Below are 24,084 nucleotides of genomic sequence, written 5' to 3'. Positions count from 1 at the left end.
ATTAACCTCAATCGTTTGCATTTAAAATTATATAAACTTTTTAAATGTTAGTCAACGTTAAATATTAAGTTAAACTTAATATTTTTACACTTTATTAAAACATTTTTGTATTTCATTAAAAATTCAAAAACATATTCATTTTAAAACTGAAATTAGTTGTATAACAATTATTTTTATTACTTTATCTTAATAAGAATAAATATGAAAATGCTACTAATTACCTCCTTATGGTAACTAGTAGCACTTTTAAAATGGGTTTCTTATTTATCTTCTTTTTTACGTCGACTACCAAATAAGAATAGCGAGCCTAAACCAGCAAATAAAGATCCGAATAATGTTGCATTATTTGAATTTGATTCTTCACCAGTTTCTGGTAATGCTTTATCATCTGAATGATCTTTGTCTGAATCTGAGTCCGCATCACTATCTGCGTCGGAATCTGAATCGCTGTCTGAGTCTGAGTCACTGTCTGAGTCGGAATCGCTATCTGAATCTGAGTCGCTGTCTGAGTCTGAATCGCTATCTGAATCAGAGTCGCTGTCTGAATCTGAGTCGCTATCCGAGTCTGAGTCGCTGTCTGAGTCTGAATCGCTGTCTGAATCTGAGTCGCTGTCTGAATCTGAGTCGCTATCTGAGTCGGAATCGCTGTCTGAATCTGAATCGCTATCGGAATCTGAGTCACTGTCTGAGTCGGAATCGCTGTCTGAATCCGAATCGCTGTCTGAGTCGGAATCGCTATCTGAATCTGAATCGCTGTCTGAGTCTGAGTCACTGTCTGAGTCGGAATCGCTATCTGAATCGGAGTCGCTGTCTGAGTCTGAATCACTGTCTGAGTCTGAATCGCTATCTGAATCTGAGTCACTATCTGAGTCGGAGTCACTGTCTGAATCGCTGTCTGAATCCGAATCGCTGTCTGAGTCGGAGTCACTGTCTGAATCGCTATCTGAGTCTGAGTCGCTATCTGAATCTGAATCGCTATCTGCGTCGGAATCGCTGTCTGAATCAGAATCGCTATCTGAGTCGGAATCACTGTCTGCGTCGGAGTCGGAGTCCGCATCGCTGTCTGCGTCGGAATCTGCATCGGCATCGCTGTCTGAATCAGCATCTGAGTCTGCATCGCTATCTGCGTCGGAATCTGAGTCCGCATCACTGTCTGCATCGGAGTCTGAATCGGCATCGCTATCTGCGTCGCTGTCGGCATCGGAATCTGCATCTGCATCGCTGTCTGCGTCTGAATCTGCATCGGCATCACTATCTGCATCTGAGTCTGAATCTGCGTCGCTGTCTGCGTCGGAATCTGAATCCGCATCGCTGTCTGCGTCGGAATCTGCATCTGAGTCGGAATCCGCATCGCTGTCGGAATCCGCATCACTATCTGCATCTGAATCTGAGTCCGCATCACTGTCCGCGTCGGAGTCTGAGTCCGCATCACTATCTGCGTCGGAGTCTGAATCTGCGTCGCTATCTGCATCTGAGTCTGCATCGCTATCCGCGTCGGAGTCTGAGTCTGCATCGCTGTCCGCATCTGAGTCTGAGTCCGCATCACTGTCTGCATCGGAGTCGGAGTCCGCATCACTATCTGCGTCGGAGTCTGAATCTGCATCGCTGTCTGCGTCTGAATCTGAATCTGCGTCGCTATCTGCATCGGAGTCGGAGTCCGCATCGCTATCTGCATCTGAGTCTGCATCGCTATCCGCGTCGGAGTCTGAGTCTGCATCGCTGTCCGCATCTGAGTCTGAGTCCGCATCACTGTCTGCATCGGAGTCTGAATCTGCATCGCTGTCCGCATCTGAGTCTGAGTCCGCATCACTGTCTGCATCGGAGTCTGAATCTGAGTCATCATCATAGTAACCATTATCTATAGTCATATCATCATGATCAGTAATAGTTACATGGACATCTTCACCATCAGCGTCTTTATCGTCTTCACCAGAATTAGTAGTTGTTTGAGTAAGTCCTTCAGGTTTATCAAAATGAACAATATAATCTCCACTATCTAAATCATCAAAACGATATTTACCATTTTCATCTGTAGTTGTTGTTTTAAGTACATTACCGTCTTTATCTTTTAATGTTACAGTTACGCCTGGAATACCTTTTTCTGTATCATCTTGTTTGCCATCTTTATTTGTATCTTTCCATACATAATCACCTAAACTATATTTAGGTGTTTTATAGAAACCACTATCTAATGTCCAGTTATTAGCATCTTTAATAACGCCTGTAACAGTTAATCCATCTGAATCCACGGTATCATCGTTACCAGCGTTTGCAGTTGTTGGCGTATAACCATCTGGAGTTGTAAACTCAACTGTATATGTGCCATTTTGTAAGTTATCAAATTGATATTTACCAGAAGCATCTGTAGTAGTACGGTCAATTTCCTGACCTTTACTATCTTTAAGAATTACATATACACCTTCAATACCTTTTTCTGTATCATCTTGTTTACCATCTTTATTTGTATCTTCCCATACATAGTCGCCTAGTGAATATTTTTTGGCATCTCCAGTTGCAGTAGAAGAACCTGCTACAGCAGCATATGAATTTGACCATCCATAAGATTTTTCATTTGTTTCTAATTTATAATCAATTTTACCATTAGTGTCTGTAGAACTATCTTGAGGGTAAGCTACTTGTTGAATAATATATTGCTTATTACTACTTTTAGCTCCATTTAATAAGTCAATCGTCGCAGTTTGATTATTATTACTATAATTTATTTTAAAATTACTAGTTACATCTTTAAGGTTTGCAGTATTAGGTGCAAAACTATCAACAAACTGATTTTGATTAGTTACTTCATAAATTTTGAAATTATTTTTACTAGGATCAAACTTAAATCCAGTTAAATTAGTTTTGAATTTCTCAGTAGTAAATGTACTTTTAGGTTGGTTAATATATGCAGTCATATGACGTGCTAATGTATCATTTTCTATATAATTAGTACTAGAAATAATCGGAACATTTTTATTACCATAGTCTACAATTACATTTTTTGAATATGAGTCACTTCCTAATGTCACTTGCATAGGATAAGATGTTTTATCTGTAGTTGCACTTTCTTTTTTGGCAAAAGCAACTTTTTCAAAACTACCTTTAATATTATTATATTGATCTACATAGTTAGTAAACGTATACGTTGTCGAATTAGACGCGCTATCATAAACTCCCTTAGCAACTAATCTTCCATTTTCATCATATAAATTTTGTTCTGTAGTAGGTAAAGTCACTGAACCTGGACGGATATATTGACCGTATTTAAAGGTCATTTGATCGCCTTCATGTACATCATCATCTATTGTGTAATCAGCTTTTACTTTTAATACATCACTTGATGTTGCCCAAAATTCTTTATTGCCTGTTTGAGTATTTGTATGACCTTTATCAATAGCTATATCAATATTAGAAAAATGTACTTTATTATTTACATTCGTACCTTGTTTTGCAGCAGCTAATTTTCTTACAGCTAAACGACTTACAGTTTTTGGTGTAGAAGTTATAGAGCGTTCAGTAGCATAAGTTGTTTCTGATTCTTTCTTATTTGAATAATCTTTAGCTAATGCATTTAATAATGTATTTTTATCAATATTATTAAAGTCTAAATCTAAGTTTTCAACTTGTGCTTTAGCATCTGCTTTACTTGTGTTATTTGCATCAGCAATATAATTAGTTAAAGCATCTTGTTTATCTTGTGTTGTTGTAGCATTTTGAACATCGTTAACTACAGTGTCAACGTCTTGTGAATTATTTGTTTTTTGTGAATTTTGAGATTGAGTTTTTGTTTGAGATGTTTCTTCTGAAGTAGTTTCTTTTGAATCAGTTTGATTTGATTCTGGGGTTTGTTCTGTAGTAGTCTCAGCTTTTGGCGCTTCTTGTGTTGGTTGTTCTTTAGTAGTGTTTGATTGTGTGTCTTCTGTTGTTGATTCTTCTTTAGTTGTTTCTGCTTTTGGTGCCTCTTTTGTCGGTTCTTCTTTAATAGCATCTGCTTTTGTGTCTTCTGTCGTTGATTCCTCTTTAGTTGTTTCTACTTTTGGTCTTTCTGTTGTTGATTCTTCTTTAGTGTTTGCTTGTGTTGTAGATTCTTTAGCAGCATCTTCTTTTGTTACTTGTTCTTCAGAAGAATTTGCTTTTGAATCTTCTTGTGTAGATTGTTCTTCTGTTACGTTATTTTCTTTAGTTAGATCTGTTTGTTCGGGACGATCATTGTTATTTGTAGTTTGTTCGTTTGTTTGAACAACATCTTTTTGTTTCACAGCATCATCTTGTGAGGACGTATCTTCACTTGTTTGTGCTGACGACTCTTCAGTAGTATTTTCAGCTGCTTTAGCTTCTTGGTTTCCAACACCAAATACTAATGTAGCTCCTACTAATATTGATGCGGTTCCTACTGTGAATTTTCTGATAGAATATTTGTTCAATTTGTTAGGTAAAAAATCTAGTCTTTTTTTCATATTTTCCTCCTAGCTACTTTTAAAAATTATATGTAACAACCATATATTTATACATATCGTTGTCATCTCAAATATAATATAAACAATATTGTTTTGCAACGCTTATTTATTTTTGTATATAAACAAATATATTCGTTATGTTTAATTGTTCTTATTTTTATTTACTAAAATTTAAAAACACTTCAAATTTTAGTAAACTTAATTTACAAAATAATTACAAAAAAATTATCCTCTCAATTGTTCAATGTCTAGTTAGAGTTAGTGATTACAAGTTCAATCGTTTCTCTCTAAAAAATTGGACACAAAATTTAACAATTAAAAGGATTATCGTTATATGTATACTATATGCTTAATTACAATTGTACTTTTAATATTTAATTGTAGCGTTTCATTAGATATTGCAAGCCAAGAAATGACTTCCAATGATTTAATAACATTATTTTATAATCTTTTTAAAAGAATATCAATCATAAAAATGCCATAAAATTAAATAACTTAATTCTAAAAATGTATAGAATTTACAAACAAATTACTTTTTAAACATAATAAAACTCAAACAATAATGATAGAGTTCTGAATAATTCAAACCCTTATCAAATATTTGTTTGAGTTAAGTTAGTAATTTATATAATTGTTTATTTCAAATGATCATATGGGCTATTATTAGCGAATGAAACAATTTGGTCGACAAATAATCTTGCACGTAATTGAAATTCGTCATCTTCTAAGTATAAAGTACCATCATCCAATTTAGCATAATCGCTATCATGTGTAGCAATTTGTGTTGGAACTGCTATTCCTAATAAGCTTCTAACGATAATCCGTAATTGTGAAAGTGGTTCTGAGCTTACTATTCCTCCACTATTACCAATTAGACCAACAGGTTTCATTTTAAAATAATCCATATTTAAATGATCTAATGCATTTTTTAAAATACCTGAAAATGAGCCATGATAATTAGGTGTTCCTAGTATAAAGAAATCTGATTCCATAGCTTTGCTTTGTAACATATCCACGTTTCGTTTAATTTCATCAGTTGCTTGTGTTGTACCTGCAAAGTCCAATTGATGGATTGGATTTTTAGCTAAATCAAAAATTTCCAATTCGACATCATGTTCTTCAAATTGTCCTTGTAAATATTGGGCTAAGGCACTTGTATGAGACCCCAATTGTGCACTTCCTATTATTGCTAGTCCTTTCATTATCTTGTTAACTCCTTTTTAGCTATATTATTGATTGTCATTAATCAGTTTCATGATTGCTTTCCCTACACCACTATTTTCATTAGTGTCAGTTGTATACTTTGCGATAGCTTTTACTTCTGGTGCTGCATTGTCCATAGCAACAGGATATCCCACTCGTTCTAACATAGAAACGTCGTTTAAGTTATCGCCAATTGCCATTACGTTTTCCATTTTGACTCCTAATCGTTCAGCAATTGTTTCTAATGCAATACCTTTTTGTGCATCTGAATGAGTAATTTCTAAATTTCCTCTTGAAGAAGATGAAATAGCAAGGTTTGGTGATGCCGCAAGTTCTTGTCCAATACGGTCCATCTTTTCTAAATCTGGATTAAAAGCTAATACTTTCATGATTAATTCACCTGGAATATCCTCTATATCATCATAACTTTCGACGACTTTTAAAGTTCCATTATCAATACGTTTTTGAATTCCTGCTTTTATCTTTTCAACATCTGCTTGTTGACCAGCACGTTCAGCAATATCTATATAAATATCTAAGTCTTTTTGAGGATTTTCAGTATAAATACCTCTATTAGTGTAAATTTGGTAGTATATACCTTCATCTTTTAATTTTGAAGTCACTTTATTAACTAATTCATGATTGAGATGAGAGGTACTCATAATATTAAATGTTTCATCGCGAACTTCCGCCCCGTTCAAACAAATATACGGCACTTTCAAGTCTGTATCAGCTACTGGTGTATTTGCTTCATAAAAAGCTCTACCAGTTGCGATGACTACAGTAATACCTTGTTCTTGAGCATATCGAATTGCTTGTTGATTCTCTGGAGAAATTTCATGAGATGCATTTAATAACGTACCATCCATATCTGTTGCTATTAACTTAATCATTCGTTAACCTCGTTCCATTCTATTATTTATTATCTAGATAATTTATTTACAATCAAACACTTGCTTTACTATTCTATTTTAACAAATTCTTTTGTATCTATTGAATAGCCCGTTTGTCTGATTTTTTCTTTTCTCTTAAATTTTTAAAAAATTTTCTCAGTAGATTACCACACTCTGCTTCTAACAATCCGCTTTCTACTTGTGCTCTGTGATTAAAATTCGGTTGATTCAATAAATTCATTAAACTACCCGAACAACCACCTTTAGGATCTGCAGCACCATATTTAATAGAAGGAATGCGACTCATTACTATAGTGCCCGCACACATAACACATGGTTCAAGTGTTACAAATAAAGTACAATCTTCAAGACGCCAACTTCCTAAAACTTCAGCGGCACGCTCAATGGCTAAATGTTCAGCGTGTGCAGTGGGTTGTTGCATAGTTTCTCTTAGATTATGTGCACGAGCTATAATTTGATGATTTTTAACTATAACAGCACCGATAGGCACTTCACCTAACTGTTCAGCTTTTTGGGCTTCTTCTATTGCAATTTTCATATAATATTCATCAGTTTCCATTCGTGTCCAGACACCTCACTTGTGTTACAATACTCACTGTCTATCTTAACATTTGGAGAAGTGAATATGAATAAACCATTTATCGCAATTGAAGGTCCAATAGGTGTTGGTAAATCTTCCCTTGCACACAAATTAAGTCAATCATTAGATTTTTATGAAGAAAAAGAAATTGTTGATGAAAATCCTTTTTTATCAGATTTTTATGAAGATATTTCAAAATGGAGTTTCCAAACTGAAATGTTCTTTTTATGTAATAGATATAAACAATTTCAAGATATCAACTTTAAACATAAAGGTATTGTTAGTGACGCACATATTTATAAAAATAAAATTTTTGCGAAAAATACACTACAACCTGAAGAATTTAATAAATTCACACGTATATATGACATACTCACCGAAGATTTGTCGATGCCTGATACTGTTATATTTTTAGATGCAGAATTAGAAACGCTTAAGGCGAGAATAGCTAAACGTAATCGTAGTTTTGAGCACCAAATTGAAGATGATTACTTATTAGCTTTGAAACATGACTATCATAATTTTTATGAGTCTTTACAAAATACAAACGTAAATACATTATTCATTGATACGACTAAACTAGACTTTGTTAATAATGAAGATGATTACCAAGGTATTTTAAAACAAGTAAAATCAATGATTGGAGATATATAAAATGAATTCGTTTGACATACCACAAAATGCTATTATTACAATTGCAGGTACAGTTGGAGTAGGTAAATCAACACTCACTCAAGCTTTGGCAGATAAATTAAATTTTAAAACTTCATTTGAGAACGTAGAACACAATCCTTACTTGGATAAATTCTATAATGACTTTGAGCGCTGGAGTTTTCATCTACAAATTTATTTTTTAGCAGAACGTTTTAAAGAACAAAAACGAATGTTTGAATATGGAGGCGGTTTTGTACAAGATCGTTCAATATATGAAGATGTTGATATATTTGCGAAAATGCATGAAGAACAAGGTACAATGAGTGAAGCTGATTTTCAAACATACTCTGAACTATTTAACGCTATGGTTATGACACCTTATTTTCCAAAGCCTGATGTGCTTATTTATTTGGAATGTAACTATGATGAAGTCATAGAGAGAATTAAAGAACGTGGTCGTGATATTGAAATTAATACTGACCCTGAATACTGGCAAAAACTATTTAAACGTTATGATAATTGGATCAATAGTTTTAACGCTTGTCCTGTTGTCCGCGTTAACATTAACGACTATGATGTGCATAATGACCCAGATTCATTAAACCCTATTATTGAAAAAATTGCTCATGTTATTAAAACATATAGAGAAACTGACCCTAGATAAAAAAGGAATATAAAATTTAACGCCAATATAGATATCTTTTTGATAAAGACGTCTATATTGGCGCTTTTTAATTATTTTTGTGAAAATTGATCAATGACATTTTTAACTTCTTTAGCACTTTCTACTATAACATCTGCCTCATGGAGTTCTTCTTCTTTAGCAATACCTGTTAAAACACCAATACTTAATCCTAGGTGGGCATTTATCGCAGTCTTCATATCATTTGCTGTATCGCCGACGATAGCAACTTGTTCAGGTTTAACATTATAAGCGTCAAATAATGGATCCAATACTTTAGGATTAGGCTTTTCTTCAGCATGTGTTTCTGTAGAAATAACTAAGTCAAATAAACTAGTGGATTGTGTTGCTTCTAAAAATTGAGTTGCCCCTTTATTTGTATCACTTGTAACGATTCCTATTTTATAACCTTTTTCTCGTAATTCTACAATTGTGTCATACACGCCTTCAATCCAATTATTTTCTGGTTCCCTTGAATCTACTAATTCTTGACTTGTATTTCTTGCCCATTCAGAAGTATCTTGTCCTGTAATATTATCAAATGATTTAATCATTTCGCCTAATGAACCCGAACCCATAACTGAATCAGGTACAATTTTGTCATCCATTATACCAAGTTGTCGATGTGCAACTTCTTTATCATGTACAGGAAATGTATCTAGTAATTTATCGACAAGACGTATACCAATCTTTTCCCAACTTTTATCAAATTCTATTAATGTGCCATCTTTATCGAATAGTATCCATTCCATTGATATCTCTACACTCCATGTTTATATTTTCTTTCAACATATACCATTGTAGTACAACCTTACTTAAAAAAATAGAAAAGTCACTTATATACAACACATGCGTATATATACTTTTTTCTACTTCATATGAATTTGAAGAATATAAAAATTTATATTACTTTCTCACATGTAAAAAAGCTAGAAACCTTTAAATTATAAGGCTTCTAGCTCATACTCTATATATTTTAATATCTTGGAACTACAAATCTCCAACCATGGCGATCTTCAAGTGTTCCGTTTTGAATACCAGTATATTCATTATATAGTTTTTGAGTAACTTCACCTGGTTCATTATTATTAATCACGATTTCACGGTCTTCATAACGTAAAGTACCAACTGGTGAGATAACTGCTGCTGTACCTGTACCGAATACTTCAGTTAATTCACCTTTATCGTATGATTCAAATAACTCATCAATTGATACACGACGTTCTTCTACTTCATATCCTAAATCTTGAGCTAATTCAATAATTGATTTACGTGTAATACCTGGTAAAATACTACCATTTAATGCTGGTGTAACAACTTTACCATTTTCAACGAAGAAGATATTCATACTTCCTACTTCTTCTACATATTTTTGTTCAACACCATCTAACCAAAGCACTTGGTCATAACCTAATTTATTAGCGTTCGTTTGTGCTAATAGACTTGCTGCATAGTTACCTGCTACTTTAGCAAAACCAACTCCGCCTCTTACTGCACGAACATATTCATCTTCAACGTAAATTTTAGTTGATTTTAATGTATCTCCACCATAATAAGCGCCTGAAGGTGATAAAATAATTAATAATTTATAAGCTTGTGACGCTCTTACTCCTAAGATACCTTCTGTCGCAAATACAAATGGACGAATGTATAATGATTGACCTTCTCCTTCAGGAATCCAATCACGTTCTACATCTACTAATTGTTTTAAACCTTCCAATAATACATCTTCATCTACTTCAGGCATTTCTAAACGAGCTAAAGAATTGTTAATACGTTTAAAGTTTTGGTCTGGACGGAATAAAACTACTTCTCCATTATATTTATATGCTTTTAATCCTTCGAAAACAGCTTGCCCATAATGTAAACCTTGAGCTGCTGGTGAAATTTCAAAAGGTGCGTATGGTACTATTTTCAAATCATGCCAACCTTTATCAGCATCATAATCATAACTCAACATATAATCTGTAAAGTATTGACCAAATCCTAAGTTAGAACTATCTGGTTTTTCTTTTAATGTTTCTCTTTTTTCAAAATTGACTTGTTCTGTCATGATAACGGCCTCCTAATATTGCTACCAATATAAATATGTATACTAGATTATAGCAATCGAAATAATACTATTCAATAAGTTTTCCGAAAATTCAAAATAAATACTTATGTATACAATATATCTTAAGTTAAACACTATCATCTACATCTTACAAGTTATCTTACTGATTAAGCATAAAAAACACTCCTTCTAATGTAAAAATAATTAGAAGGAGTAAAAATAGTATTTATATCGTTATATATATTGAACGGGTTATTTTGTAGCTTTTTCTTTCTTTTCAATAGCTTCTAACATTAATTTAGTCATGCTTTCTAAATCATATTTAGGATCGAATCCCCATTCACCACGTGAACAACTCGTATCAATGCTATCAGGCCAACTCTTAGCGATATTCTCTCTGACAGGATCTACATCATAGTCTAATGTGAAATCTGGATAATATTGTTGAATGGCTTCTTTAACCATTTCTGGATCAATACTCATCGCACTTAAGTTATAGCCATTTCTAGTTTCTAATTTTGCTCCATCCGCTTCCATTAACTGAATAATAGCATCGATTGCATCATCCATATACATCATATCCATGAATGTACCTTTATCAATATAGCTTGTGTAATGATTTTCTCTCACTGCTTTGAAATAGATTTCAACAGCATAATCTGTAGTACCGCCACCTGGTTCTTTAACATGTGAAATTAAGCCAGGAAATCTCACGCTACGTGTATCTACGCCAAATTTTGTGAAGTAATATTGGCATAACAATTCACCAGCAACTTTATTAACACCATACATAGTTGTAGGTTGTTGAATGGTTACTTGTGGTGTATTAACTTTAGGTGTTGAATCACCAAATGCACCAATAGAACTTGGTGTGAAGAAATGTAAGTCATATGTTCGTGCTGCTTCTAGAGCATTCATTAATCCACCCATATTTAAATCCCAAGCGAACATTGGGTTCTTCTCAGCAGTTGCTGATAATAAAGCAGCCATATGCATTAATGTATCTGCTCCAAAATTCTCAACTAATTCAAACATTTTATCTCGATCAGTCACGTCTAAAATTTCAAATGGACCATCTTGAACTGGAGAATCCGCTTCTGGTTCTCTAATATCTGTTGCAAGTACATTATCTGTACCATAAATTTTTCTACATTTTACAACTAATTCAGTACCTATTTGGCCTAAAGCGCCTGTAATCATAATTTTCTTCATTATAAAATCTCCCCTTGTGTTTATAGAAAATTCATTGTCTTTCTTGTATGTACAAACATTCTATTTACATCTATATTGTAATATAAAAGCGCTTTCTTGTATATATAGTGAGTACAAAGTTAATATTTTAAAATAATTTGAATAACATTACTTTTATTTTTGAGTACTTCCAGTATTCATTTATTAAACACACAAAAATGGTCAATATAAAAATAAGTGACGATGTTTTTATATTAACATCATCACTATCTATCAATTACTTCATTAAAAATGATTTAAATGTCTGCGGTTTATCATTTACTAGCATTTCAAAATCATTAGACTGTTGATCTAAAAGTCCTCTTGCTCCAGCTTCATACATTGATGCTAATAAATCACCAAATCCTTTTGGTTCATCATACATTTTAGCAAATGTCTCTAAAGAAACCGGATCATATTCAATTTTAGTTCCCGATACTTCCGAAAGTATATTTGCAAGTTCGTACATATCATAACTGTATCCGGATAATAAGTAGCGTTTCCCCCATGAATTGGGATTATTTAATATAGCGATAATTCCTCTTGCAATATCATGTCTTGAAATATAATTAATTCGACCATCACCCACCGGATAAATCAATTTATGCATATTCATCAATTCTGGAAGATAGGGTTTTAAAGGATCCATATACATTGCCATTCTAACGTACGTAAAATCAATACCACTTGTAGCTAATAACCGTTCTGCATATCCAAAGTATGGACTCATATGAAATGGATTGTCGTGTTGATCTGCATAATATCCAATATATATAATATGTTTTACGCTGCTTTCTTTAGCTGCATCAACAAGATTCTCTACTTCTGGAATACGTTTTATAGATGGGTGTATAATACTTGGGATAAAAATAACTGTATCAATATCATGAAAAGCACTAACCATACTTTCTTTATTGAAATAATCTAAGTGTCTTACTGTAACATGTTCTTTCCAATCTGTTGGTACCTTATCTAAATTTCTTACACCTATATAAAATTCTTTCATTTTATGTTCTATGGCTTGATTAGTAATATGTGTGCCCAAATTACCTGTTGCACCTGTTAACATGACCTTCATTTTATTCATCTCCCTTTTCCAATATATTTTAATATATTCGATGTTTCTTTATCATAAATAAACACTTAGTAAATTAACTATTGTCAATTCACTAAGTGTCCATTGCTAAATATATATCATTTTATGCTTCCATTAACTTACCGACATTGCGCATAATTCTTGCTTTTTTATAACCATGAAGATCATGTAACTCTTTATACGCACTAAATAATTTTTTATAACGTTTTACTTTTTCTGGATCAGGTGTCACTTCATATAATACAGGTTCTTTCATTGATTCAATTGCTTCATTTAAACTTTGGTGAGCACCACCACAAACAGAACCAAGAATTGCTGCACCAATTGCTGGAGCATATTCACTATCAATAATAGTTACTTTTTTATTAAGCACGTTTGCATAGATATCCATCATTAAAGGATTTTTCTTAGGTATTCCGCCGCAAGCAAATACATCTTCGACATCCATATTCCAACTTTGATATTGTTGCATAATCATTTTAGTACCAAATGCAGTAGCTTCTAAATATGCACGATATAATTCTTCATGTGTTGTTTGTAGTGACATACCGAATACGCATCCTTTAAGATTACTATCACTTAATACACTTCGGTTACCATTATGCCAATCTAAAACGACAAGACCACTTTCACCTGGCATTTGATCTTTTACTTTTTCATTCAATAATTCAAAAATTGAAATACCTCTTTCATTTGCTTCATCTACGTACTCTTTTGATGATTGTTTGGCAATATACTCAAATAAATCACCGACTGCGGATTGACCTGCTTCATAAGCATATAATTCAGGAATAATAGCTCCTTTAACAGAACCAGAGATACCTGGTACTTGATGTTGTTGTTCATTTAACATTAAATGACATGTACTCGTTCCTATAACCATAGTCATTTGTTTGTCTTGTTGTGAACCAATTCCTAATAGACTTGAATGTGCATCTATAATAAATGGACTTACTTTAGTCTGTGTAGAAAGACCAAGTTTTTCGGCCATTTCTTCTGATAATTGTCCTACTGTTTCGCCAATTTTAACTATTGGTGCATCCACTTTATCACGAACAACATCTGATAATTGATCACTCACTTTATCAAATAAATCATAATGGAATCCTTCATTTTCTTCCCAGAATGATTTAAATCCTAATCCACAGTTCGAACGAACATTTTCACCTGTTAACTTATTAACAATCCAGTCGCCAGCTTCCATTATATTAGCTGTTTTATCTAACACTTCTGGTGCTTTGTTCATAACTTCCATAATTTTTGGAATCATCCACTCACTACTTACATTAAATCCGTAATAACCTAACCATCTACTCTTATTATCTAAAGCAGTTTGGAATAATTGGTCCGCTTCAGCTTGAGCACCATGATGTTTCCATAACTTAACGTATGCATGTGGATTATTTTCAAAACCAGGTAAATTATGAATAGGTTCTAAATTTTCGTCAGTAAACATAACTGTTGATGAAGTAAAATCTATTCCTATACCTACTATTTCTTCTGGTTTCACACCTGAAGATTGAATTAAATAAGGTACGCCTTCTTCTAAAACTTCCATATAATCGTTACCATTTTGAAGTGAAAAACTATGTGGCAATTTTACCCCATTTAAATCTTTTTCGATTGTGCCATGTGTATATGGCTTTATATATTTATCTATAATTTTTCCATTTGTAGTATCAACTAAAAAAGCTCTACCTGAGCCTGTTCCATAATCTACTCCAATACTATAACTCATTACTAATACCCCCATACTTTGTATGCATCTCTGTTTAAGTAAGCGTTTTCTTTAGATGATACGCACAAATGAACAATAAATCAATAAAAAAACATAAAAAAGCATCAAAACAAACATTTTTGTGCAAAAACCATTGACACAAATGACTGTAAGCGTTTACCATTATTTACATAAATAAAAATGAACAGAAATTAAAGGGAGATGAACAGAAATGAGCATTGAATCAAAAGCATATCGTCTTATTCAACCAGGCGAATTTGAATATACAACAATAAATCATGAGTTTAGAGATGGTGATGTTATTGTTAATCCAGAAAAAGCAAGTGTCTGTCACGCTGACCTAAGATATTACACAGGTAATAGACGTAAAGAAGCACTAGAGAAAAAATTACCAATGGCATTATTCCACGAAGGTATCGGTACTATTGAAGATTCTAAACATCCTGATTATCAAAAAGGAGATAAAGTAGTTATCGTACCTAATATTCCTTCTCGTTTAAGAGCTGGTGATTTTGAAGAAACAGATTTACTTGATAACTATGATGAAAATGCCGTATTTATGGGTAGCGGTTATGATGGTATTTGCCAAGATAGAATGGTAGTACCTGGTGACAACATCGTTAAAATTCCAGATACATTAGATGAAGATGTTGCGTTATTAGCTGAACTTTGTTCAGTATCATTATTCCCAATCAATCAATTAAAAGAAATCACAACTAAATCTTCTCCACAAGTAGCTGTATTTGGTGACGGACCAGTTGGATATTTAGCTGCAACAGCTTTACATTATATCTATGGTATTGAACAAGAAAACTTAATTGTCTTCGGTGCTATTGAAGAAAAATTAAAATCATTTGAAAACTTTGCAACTACACATCTAGTTAATGATTATGATTTCAATAGTCATAAAGGTGTTCATACTGTATTTGAATGTTGCGGTGGAAAATTCTCTGAATCTGCTATTAACCAAGCAATTGACTTAATCGATAGACAAGGTCAAATCGTGTTAATGGGTGTAACAGAAGATTTAGTAGGTATTAATACACGTGACGTATTAGAGAAAGGTTTAACACTTTCAGGTAGTTCAAGAAGTACTAAACATGAATTCGAACAATTAATTGCTTCATTCGAAAATAAAGACTATCAACAAGCACTTAAAAAATTAATCCCTGATGATTACTATGATATCCATAGTACAGAGGATTTGAAAAAAGCAATGGATGATACTGCTGCTCACAAAGGTTGGAAAAAAACTTATTTAAGATATCACTGGTCATAAACCATTGTATCTAAGGGGAGATAACAAATGATGAATAAGACAACATTTTTAGGTATGCCCAAACAAATTGTTTGGGGTTACATAGGGATTTTAATATTTATGATGGGAGACGGCCTAGAAATTGGTTGGTTAAGTCCTTATTTACAACATAATGGTTTCAGCTCTAATGAAGTGAGTTGGCTATTTGGTTGTTATGGTATCACAGTCGCAATTGCAAGTTGGTTTAGTGGCGTATTTGCTGAAGCATTCGGTGGTAAACGTACAATGTTTATCGGCTTGATTTTATACATTATAGGAACTATTTGTTTCGTTGGTATTGCATTACCATCTGAAAACTTAGCAATTATGTATCCAGCTTATGCACTACGCGGTTTAGGTTATCCATTATTTGCATATTCATTCTTAGTATGGATTTCATACCGTTCAGAACAACGCACATTGGGTGCAGCTGTTGGTTGGTTCTGGCTAGTATTTACTGGTGGACTAAACGTATTAGGTGCGTTTTATTCTATCTATGCGATTAAATACTTAGGTCATATTGGAACATTATGGAGTTCATTATTCTGGGTAATTTTAGGTGGCTTTTTAGCTATTGTCTTAAATAGAGATAAATTACCTACAGATAAAAGTAATGCTAAAGCTAAATTAAAAGAAATGATGAAAGGTTTCACTATTGTAGTTGAAGAACCAAAAGTATTATTAGGTGGTATTGTGCGTGTTATTAACACTACTGCACAATTTGCATTCCCTATTTTCTTACCTTTATATCTAGAATCATACGGAATACCAACTTCAAAATGGTTAGCTGTTTGGTCTGCTATCTTCTTCGGTAATATCGTATTCAACCTTATTTGGGGTATTATTGGAGATAAAATTGGTTGGCGTAATACTGTAATGATCTTTGGTGGTATCGGTAGTGGTGTTTCTTGTCTATTAATGGGTTATGTCCCAATATGGTCACACGGTAACATTATTTTATTAACAATTGTTGGCGTTGCTTGGGGAATCTTTATTGCAGCTTATGTACCATTAACTGCATTAATTCCTTCACTTGTTAAAAAAGATAAAGGCGCAACACTTTCAATCTTAAACTTAGGTGCTGGTTTACCAGTATTCATAGGACCAATGATAGTTAGAATTTTCTTAGAGCCACTTGGAGATTTAGGTGTAATTTGGATTTTAGGAATTATATACTTTATTAGTACAATCCTAACATTCTTCATTAAAATGCCGAAGAGTCAACAATATGGTGAAACGGAATAACGTTAAATAATTTATAGGCTGTAGACTGAATATATGATGATCATTTCATTGTCATACTTTCATCTACAGCCTTTATTATGTATTTGATATACTATAATTAAAATCGACTTAATCTTATCATTTTTATTATCAAAATTACTGAATGGAGACGTTTTATATGTTACCTGCTGAAAGAGAACAAAAAATCATTGCTTATTTAACTAAATATAAAACTGCTACTGTTCATACATTAGCAACAGAATTTAACGTACACGATGCAACGATTCGTCGTGACTTAGTAAAACTTGAACAATACAACCAAATCAGACGTACCCATGGTGGTGTCGTACTAAATAATGAAAATGTTTATAGTGAATTAAATTTCGATGATAGACAAACTTCTTACTATTATGAAAAATTAGGTATAGGATACAAAGCTGCTGAATTTGTAAATGATGGAGATACATTAATTATTGATTCAGGTTCTACCACTCTATTATTTGCAAAAGCTATTTTACAAAAGCAAAATTTAACTATTATCACTAATGACATTCATATTGCTTCTATTCTTCGTTCTTCTAACCATAAAGTGATTGTCACTGGTGGTACACTTTATCATAATAATTATGTATTAAATGGATTAATTACTACTCAAACCTTGCAATCATTTAATTCTATGAAAGCATTTTTAGCTACACCTGCTATGGATGCATTAAAAGGCGTGACGCACTACAGCGAAGAATTCGTAGATGCTAAACGCCAAATGGTTTATCAGTCTAAAGAGGTTTACATGTTAACAGATAGTTCAAAGTTAAATAAAGTAGCATTTTATCAAGTTTGTCCAACTAACAAAATTACTACGTTGATTACCGATAATCATGAAGATTTACAAGAATACAAAAAAACAATTCCTAATGTGATCTCCATTAATCCAAGTGATTATCAATAAAGCAAAAATTTTACTATCGCATACAAAAATAAAGAAGTGAGGTAGAAATAGTACATTTTCCACCTCACTTTGTTTTTATTGTTGAGCTTTTTTATAAAAATAATTGGCAACTACAATGTCTACAATTGCTAAGCCTACTGATTTAAATAAAGTGATTTCGTTATCATTAATACGTCCTTGTTTATTCCCAGCAACAATGTCACCAAGTTCTGCATAAAGTGATTCTTGAGATAATATGCCTTCTTGTTCAGGAATTTTTAAATCTCCTGTTTCTTCCATTGCAGCTTCTGTAGATTCAACAATAATTTTATCTGCTACTTTCATTGATTCAGAAGGTAATTCTTGCATATCTGGTTTAAAAGAACCTACCGCATTTAGATGTACACCCGCTTCTAAAGTTCGACTAAACACAGGATGTGAAGAATTAGTAGCTGTCACAACAATATCTGCACCTTCTATTGCTTCATCAGCATTTTCAAATACTTTTACGTTAACATCATATGTTGTTTGTGACTGTTTTGCTAAACGCTCAGCTTTTTCCGTCGTTCTACTTGCAAAATGAATAGTATCAATATCTCTAACAGCTAAAACAGCTTCAATTAATCCTTCTGCTTGTTCTCCTGCACCAATTACACATAAAGTACGTGCATCTTCCCTAGCCAAATATTTTGTTGCTACACCAGAAATTGCACCTGTTCTAATTTTAGTTAAATAGCCTCCATCTAGGACTGATAACGTTTCACCTGTCTCATAATCACTCAAAATTACTGATCCACTGATAGTTGATTTACCCTTTTCAGGATTTTTAGGTGCAAATGTAACTGTTTTTAATCCCACAATTTTTAAGGCATCAGATAACGCAGGCATAACTAAATATCTATTTTCATCATTAAAAGGAATTGAATATCGTAATGGTGTTTCAGTCTTACCTTCTGAAAAAGCTTTCAAGGATTCTCCTACTTCATCTATTACTTCACGCATATTTAATAATTGTTGTTGATCTTTTTCATTTAAATATAGCATTCCTTTTCCTCCATAAAATTTAATTATTCATTTATATACCTAATACCCGATATTTTATAAAAAAATGTTGGCAAATTAAAGTTTATATTGTTCTCAAACTGTATTCATGCTATTCTTAAAAACATAAATAAAGAGACAGTTGGACATTATTGTGTCTTAACTATCTCTGCGATTTTGTTTAACTAAACAAAACTATTTAATTTAACTTTTGACGACATTCATTCTCCTACACTGGAGAATGATTTTTTTTTGGCTTTTTTTAGTTATTAATAGGTATATGATATCTTTTAACTGGTAATCCATTCTTTTTGATATATGGTTCTATTTCGTATCCTCCATATGATTTTATAACTTTTTGTGATGCAAAATTTTTAGGATTACACGTCATTAGCACATTTTTTATTTGATACGTTTTTAAAATATCTATCGCTTTTCCTAGCATAACAGTCGCATAGCCTTTACCACGTTGTGATTTTGCTACACCATACCCTACATGACCGCCAATACGAGTTAATTGTTCGTTAAGTTCATATCTAATGTTAACTGCTCCTACAATTTTTCCATTTTTAAAATAAAAAAATGTATTGGTTTCAACCCAATCTTCCCTAGGTTTAGGTTGATTAATATAGTCCACCATATCTTTGAAACTAGTATATTTCTTTATATCTGTATTACTTGGTACAATCTTCTCATTATGTTCATACCACTCATTAATATATTGTAGGAATAATTGTTCATCTTTATAATCAAGTTGGCGTAGTTCATCTACAACATCCATAATGTTCACCTCAAGGTATTAAAAAAGCACTCACAGTTAATGAGTGCTTTATTTATTATTCTTATATTAAATAATGTTAAGTTCTTTTCCTACTTTTTCGTAAGCAGCTAAAGCTTTATCCAACATTTCTTTAGTATGTGCTGCTGTAGGCATATTTCTTACTCTACCCGTACCTTTTGGCACTGTAGGGAATACGATTGACTTAACATATATACCTTCTTCTTTTAATCGTTTACTGAATGCTTGCGTATCTTTTTCATCACCAATAATAACTGGTGTAATTGGTGTTTCTGATTCACCTGTATCAAATCCTAGTTTTGCTAAACCATCTTTAAGATATTGAGCATTTTCCCATAATTGATCATGCAATTCAGTTGAAGCCATTAATTTTTTAACTGCTTCTGTAATAGCTTTTGTATCTCCAGGCGCTAATGATGTAGAGAATAAGAATGGACGAGATTGTGCTTTTAACCAGTCAATTAATTCTTTAGTTCCTGCAACATAACCTCCAACAACACCAATTGCTTTAGATAATGTACCAATTTGGAAATCAATTTTATCTTGTAAGCCAAAGTGTTTAACCGTACCAGCACCTTTACCCATTACACCAGAGCCATGTGCATCATCTACATAAGTTAATAAACCAAATTCTTCAGCTATTTTAACAATTTCAGGCAGTTTAGCAACATCGCCATCCATACTAAACACACCATCAGTGATATACATTACTTTATTATACTGACCTGATTCTACAGCTTCTTTAGCTTTTGCTCTTAAATCATCCATATCTGAATGATTCACACGAATAATTTTCGCTTTAGATAAACGACAACCATCAATAATTGAAGCGTGGTTCAATTCATCAGACAGAATAGCGTCATTTTTATTCATTACAGCTGAAATCGCAGCCATATTACAATTAAATCCAGATTGGTATGCAATTGCAGCTTCTGTACCTTTAAATTTAGCTAATGCTTCTTCTAATTCATCATGTAAATCTAACGTACCGTTAATAGAACGTACAGCACCAGCACCAACACCATGTGTATCAATCGCAGCTTTAGCAGCTTCTTTTAAATCTTCATTTGTTGCTAATCCTAAATAGTTATTTGAACTTAAATTGACATAAGTTTTACCTTCAATTTTAATTTCTGGACCATTAGCACCTTCAATTGAATCTATTTCATTGTATAAACCATTTTCTTTCAAATAATTAATGTTTTCATCTAAAAAATCATGTAGTGATTGAACCACAACGATATCCCCCTTGTTTCTCTATTTGTCTTTATAATACATCAATTTAGCCTTTCATGAAAGCCCTATCACTCGTGGTAATTTTAAAAAATAAATATTCATTTTCAACTATTTTGTAACATTAGATAGTGATATACTAATTATCATAATAATACGGAAGAAGTGATCGTTTTGTTTGATTGGTTTCAATTGGCTAGTAAAAAAGAAAAAAGAATGATTCAACTGCGACGTTATTTACATCAATATCCTGAACTTTCTTTTGAAGAGAAGCAAACACATGACTATATAGTTAATCAACTTAGCCAATTGTCATGTGACATTCAAACTCCAGTAGGTAGAAACGGAATTAAAGCAACTTTTAAAGGAAAAGAAAATGGACCGACTATCGCATTTCGTGCTGATTTTGATGCATTACCAGTTCAAGAACTAAATGATGTGTCTTATAAATCTAAAAACGATGGTTGTATGCATGCGTGTGGACATGATGGTCATACAGCCATACTATTAGGTGTTGCTGAAATAGTAAATGAGCATCGTCACCTACTTAAAGGTAATGTCGTTTTTATCTTTCAATATGGTGAGGAAATTATGCCTGGTGGTTCTCAAGAAATGATTAATGATGGTTGTTTAAAAGACGTAAATAAAATTTACGGTACGCATCTTTGGAGTGGCTATCCAACAGGAACCATATATTCACGACCAGGTCCAATTATGGCTTCACCAGATGAATTTAGTATTACAATTCAAGGTAAAGGCGGCCACGGCGCTAAACCACAAGAAACTATTGATCCTATTGTTATTATGGCTGAGTTTATTTTAAGTGCTCAAAAAATCATCTCACGCACTATAGATCCTGTAAAACAAGCTGTTTTAACATTTGGTATGGTACAGGCTGGTTCATCAGATAGTGTTATACCAGATAGTGCATTTTGTAAAGGGACAGTGCGTACATTTGATACACAAATTCAAAGTCATGTTAAACAAAAAATGGATAAATTACTACAGGGATTGGCATTAGCAAATGATATCACATATGATTTTAACTATATTAAAGGGTATTTACCTCTTCATAATCATGATCAAGCCTATGAAGTTGTTAAACAAGCAGCTAACGATATGCATTTACGCTTTAATGAATCTGATTTAATGATGATTGGGGAAGATTTTTCACATTATTTAAAAGTGAGACCTGGGGCTTTCTTCTTAACAGGTTGTGGCAATAAAGATAAACAGATCACAGCACCACATCATAATCCCTACTTTGATATAGATGAATCAGCATTCAAATATGCAGCAAGTGAATTCTTAAAAATATTAGAAATTGAAAAAGTTTTTTAAAAATATAAACCGATATCTATCCTGAAATAATTATGAACTTACAAACATCTCTAAATGATTAATAATCATTCATTTAGAGGTGTTTTTGTATATAAAAGCTAACACATTTCATATGTAATATTGAACTTAATTATGGAGTATGTATAATTCGTAATTAGATGAATACGAGGTATATAGGCAAAATTCAAAGTACATATTTTATAAATAAAAAAAGACCCCTAAACGGGGCCTTTAATTATATCGAATAATAAATTATTCGTGGATTTCAGTTACAACGCCTGATCCTACAGTACGTCCACCTTCACGGATTGAGAAACGAGTACCGTCTTCAATCGCGATTGGAGCGATTAATTCAACTGTCATTTCAACGTTGTCACCAGGCATAACCATTTCAGTACCTTCTGGTAAGTTAACTACACCAGTTACGTCAGTAGTACGGAAATAGAATTGTGGGCGGTAGTTACTGAAGAATGGAGTATGACGTCCACCTTCATCTTTAGATAAAACGTAAACTTCCGCTTTGAATTTTGTATGAGGTGTGATTGAACCTGGAGCAGCTAATACTTGTCCACGTTGTACGTCTTCACGAGCAACACCACGTAATAATGCACCGATGTTGTCACCAGCTTCAGCGTAGTCTAATAATTTACGGAACATTTCTACACCAGTAACAGTTGTTTTAGAAGTGTCATGTAAACCGATGATTTCAACTTCTTCACCAACTTTGATTTGACCACGTTCAACACGGCCTGTAGCAACAGTACCACGACCAGTGATTGAGAATACGTCCTCAACTGGCATCATGAATGGTTTGTCAGAATCACGTTCTGGAGTTGGAATGTAGTCATCAACTGCTTGCATTAATTCTAAGATTTTTTCTTCGTATTTTTCGTCGCCTTCTAATGCTTTTAATGCAGAACCAGCGATTACAGGTACGTCGTCACCTGGGAAGTCATATTCAGTTAATAAGTCACGAACTTCCATTTCTACTAATTCTAATAATTCTTCGTCGTCTACCATATCAACTTTGTTTAAGAATACAACTAAAGCTGGTACACCAACGTTACGAGATAATAGAATGTGTTCACGAGTTTGTGGCATTGGACCGTCAGCTGCAGATACAACTAAGATACCGCCGTCCATTTGAGCAGCACCAGTGATCATGTTTTTAACATAGTCAGCGTGTCCTGGGCAGTCAACGTGAGCGTAGTGACGTTTGTCAGTTTGATATTCGATGTGTGCAGTATTGATTGTAATACCACGTTCTTTTTCTTCTGGTGCGTTGTCAATCATGTCATATGATTGTGCAACAGTGTCACCGTTTTTAGCTAATACAGTTGCGATTGCAGCTGTTAAAGTAGTTTTACCATGGTCAACGTGACCGATAGTACCAATATTGGCATGTTCTTTTGAGCGATCAAATTTTTCTTTTGCCATTATTAAATCTCTCCTATTCTTAATAAAAGTTATTTTCAAATTTATCTCTCATGATAGTTTCTCACCATCATGAGAAGATGATTGATTAAGTTGAGTCTAAAAGAAGTATTACTCAATTCATACTTCCTTTATAATGCATTTACCCATAAAAATCAATTCATAAAAGTGATTAGCCTATAA

At 33.1% G+C, this 24,084-nt stretch carries 19 protein-coding genes; 6 read left to right on the top strand and 13 right to left on the bottom strand.

Annotated elements, in window-relative coordinates:
- Positions 1-260: 260 nt before the first annotated feature.
- From GVY01_RS00505 to tadA, 4 genes are all read right to left on the bottom strand, one after another.
- Complete coding sequence (locus GVY01_RS00505; RefSeq protein ID WP_159333600.1) at positions 261-4,454, bottom strand: MSCRAMM family adhesin; 4,194 nt, start codon at positions 4,452-4,454, stop codon at positions 261-263.
- 635 nt (positions 4,455-5,089) lie between these two features.
- On the bottom strand, positions 5,090-5,656 hold the full coding sequence (locus GVY01_RS00500; RefSeq protein ID WP_017637558.1) for an NADPH-dependent FMN reductase: 567 nt from the start codon (positions 5,654-5,656) through the stop codon (positions 5,090-5,092).
- Between the two features lie 27 nt (positions 5,657-5,683).
- Positions 5,684-6,550: a Cof-type HAD-IIB family hydrolase gene (locus GVY01_RS00495; protein WP_017637557.1), complete on the bottom strand. Its 867-nt coding sequence runs from the start codon at positions 6,548-6,550 to the stop codon at positions 5,684-5,686.
- A gap of 97 nt (positions 6,551-6,647) precedes the next feature.
- Positions 6,648-7,130, bottom strand: coding sequence for a tRNA adenosine(34) deaminase TadA (tadA, locus tag GVY01_RS00490; protein ID WP_017637556.1), 483 nt, complete (start codon positions 7,128-7,130; stop codon positions 6,648-6,650).
- Positions 7,131-7,196: 66 nt separating this feature from the next.
- On the opposite strand from tadA, the gene GVY01_RS00485 reads away from it, so the two are divergent.
- Both GVY01_RS00485 and GVY01_RS00480 read left to right on the top strand, forming a co-directional pair.
- Positions 7,197-7,805: a deoxynucleoside kinase gene (locus GVY01_RS00485; protein WP_017637555.1), complete on the top strand. Its 609-nt coding sequence runs from the start codon at positions 7,197-7,199 to the stop codon at positions 7,803-7,805.
- A 1-nt stretch (position 7,806) separates the two neighbouring features.
- Positions 7,807-8,469 (top strand): deoxynucleoside kinase, encoded by a 663-nt coding sequence (locus tag GVY01_RS00480; protein ID WP_017637554.1) that lies wholly within the window; start codon positions 7,807-7,809, stop codon positions 8,467-8,469.
- Positions 8,470-8,540: 71 nt separating this feature from the next.
- On the opposite strand, the gene GVY01_RS00475 is transcribed toward GVY01_RS00480, so the two are convergent.
- The 5 genes from GVY01_RS00475 to GVY01_RS00455 all read right to left on the bottom strand — a co-directional run bounded on the left by GVY01_RS00475 (position 8,541) and on the right by GVY01_RS00455 (position 14,604).
- Positions 8,541-9,239: an HAD family hydrolase gene (locus tag GVY01_RS00475; RefSeq protein WP_017637553.1), complete on the bottom strand. Its 699-nt coding sequence runs from the start codon at positions 9,237-9,239 to the stop codon at positions 8,541-8,543.
- 224 nt (positions 9,240-9,463) lie between these two features.
- Positions 9,464-10,540: a branched-chain amino acid aminotransferase gene (locus GVY01_RS00470; protein ID WP_017637552.1), complete on the bottom strand. Its 1,077-nt coding sequence runs from the start codon at positions 10,538-10,540 to the stop codon at positions 9,464-9,466.
- A 252-nt stretch (positions 10,541-10,792) separates the two neighbouring features.
- Positions 10,793-11,752 carry an NAD-dependent epimerase/dehydratase family protein gene (locus GVY01_RS00465; protein ID WP_017637551.1) on the bottom strand — a complete coding sequence of 320 codons (960 nt, stop codon included), beginning with the start codon at positions 11,750-11,752 and terminating at the stop codon, positions 10,793-10,795.
- Positions 11,753-12,008: 256 nt separating this feature from the next.
- The gene (locus tag GVY01_RS00460) at positions 12,009-12,848 is read right to left on the bottom strand and encodes an SDR family oxidoreductase (RefSeq protein WP_029056357.1); all 840 of its coding nucleotides are present in this window, start codon (positions 12,846-12,848) and stop codon (positions 12,009-12,011) included.
- 121 nt (positions 12,849-12,969) lie between these two features.
- Complete coding sequence (locus GVY01_RS00455; RefSeq protein WP_017637549.1) at positions 12,970-14,604, bottom strand: ribulokinase; 1,635 nt, start codon at positions 14,602-14,604, stop codon at positions 12,970-12,972.
- A gap of 211 nt (positions 14,605-14,815) precedes the next feature.
- Between GVY01_RS00455 and GVY01_RS00450 the strand changes: the two genes are divergently transcribed.
- The 3 genes from GVY01_RS00450 to GVY01_RS00440 all read left to right on the top strand — a co-directional run bounded on the left by GVY01_RS00450 (position 14,816) and on the right by GVY01_RS00440 (position 18,074).
- Positions 14,816-15,883: an alcohol dehydrogenase catalytic domain-containing protein gene (locus GVY01_RS00450; protein WP_017637548.1), complete on the top strand. Its 1,068-nt coding sequence runs from the start codon at positions 14,816-14,818 to the stop codon at positions 15,881-15,883.
- A 27-nt stretch (positions 15,884-15,910) separates the two neighbouring features.
- Positions 15,911-17,146, top strand: a complete 1,236-nt coding sequence (locus GVY01_RS00445) for an MFS transporter (protein ID WP_017637547.1) — start codon at positions 15,911-15,913, stop codon at positions 17,144-17,146.
- 157 nt (positions 17,147-17,303) lie between these two features.
- A complete protein-coding gene (locus GVY01_RS00440; RefSeq protein WP_017637546.1) occupies positions 17,304-18,074 on the top strand; it encodes a DeoR/GlpR family DNA-binding transcription regulator in 771 nt (256 codons plus the stop codon).
- A gap of 75 nt (positions 18,075-18,149) precedes the next feature.
- On the opposite strand, the gene GVY01_RS00435 is transcribed toward GVY01_RS00440, so the two are convergent.
- The 3 genes from GVY01_RS00435 to GVY01_RS00425 all read right to left on the bottom strand — a co-directional run bounded on the left by GVY01_RS00435 (position 18,150) and on the right by GVY01_RS00425 (position 21,129).
- Positions 18,150-19,097 carry an ornithine cyclodeaminase family protein gene (locus tag GVY01_RS00435; RefSeq protein ID WP_017637545.1) on the bottom strand — a complete coding sequence of 316 codons (948 nt, stop codon included), beginning with the start codon at positions 19,095-19,097 and terminating at the stop codon, positions 18,150-18,152.
- Positions 19,098-19,356: 259 nt separating this feature from the next.
- Complete coding sequence (locus GVY01_RS00430; RefSeq protein ID WP_017637544.1) at positions 19,357-19,875, bottom strand: GNAT family N-acetyltransferase; 519 nt, start codon at positions 19,873-19,875, stop codon at positions 19,357-19,359.
- A 66-nt stretch (positions 19,876-19,941) separates the two neighbouring features.
- Positions 19,942-21,129: a glycine C-acetyltransferase gene (locus GVY01_RS00425; RefSeq protein ID WP_159333599.1), complete on the bottom strand. Its 1,188-nt coding sequence runs from the start codon at positions 21,127-21,129 to the stop codon at positions 19,942-19,944.
- 171 nt (positions 21,130-21,300) lie between these two features.
- On the opposite strand from GVY01_RS00425, the gene GVY01_RS00420 reads away from it, so the two are divergent.
- Positions 21,301-22,467, top strand: coding sequence for a M20 family metallopeptidase (locus GVY01_RS00420; protein ID WP_108000041.1), 1,167 nt, complete (start codon positions 21,301-21,303; stop codon positions 22,465-22,467).
- Between the two features lie 252 nt (positions 22,468-22,719).
- Here GVY01_RS00420 and tuf read toward each other — a convergent pair whose 3' ends face one another.
- Entirely contained in the window at positions 22,720-23,904 is a 1,185-nt protein-coding gene (tuf, locus tag GVY01_RS00415; RefSeq protein WP_017637541.1) for an elongation factor Tu, read from the bottom strand.
- Positions 23,905-24,084: the final 180 nt, after the last annotated feature.

Source organism: Staphylococcus sp. 8AQ, assembly GCF_902506595.1.
Classification (GTDB): domain Bacteria; phylum Bacillota; class Bacilli; order Staphylococcales; family Staphylococcaceae; genus Staphylococcus; species Staphylococcus pasteuri.
The sequence above is the reverse complement of the archived record's forward strand: the minus strand, read 5'-3'. Positions and strand labels throughout refer to the sequence as shown.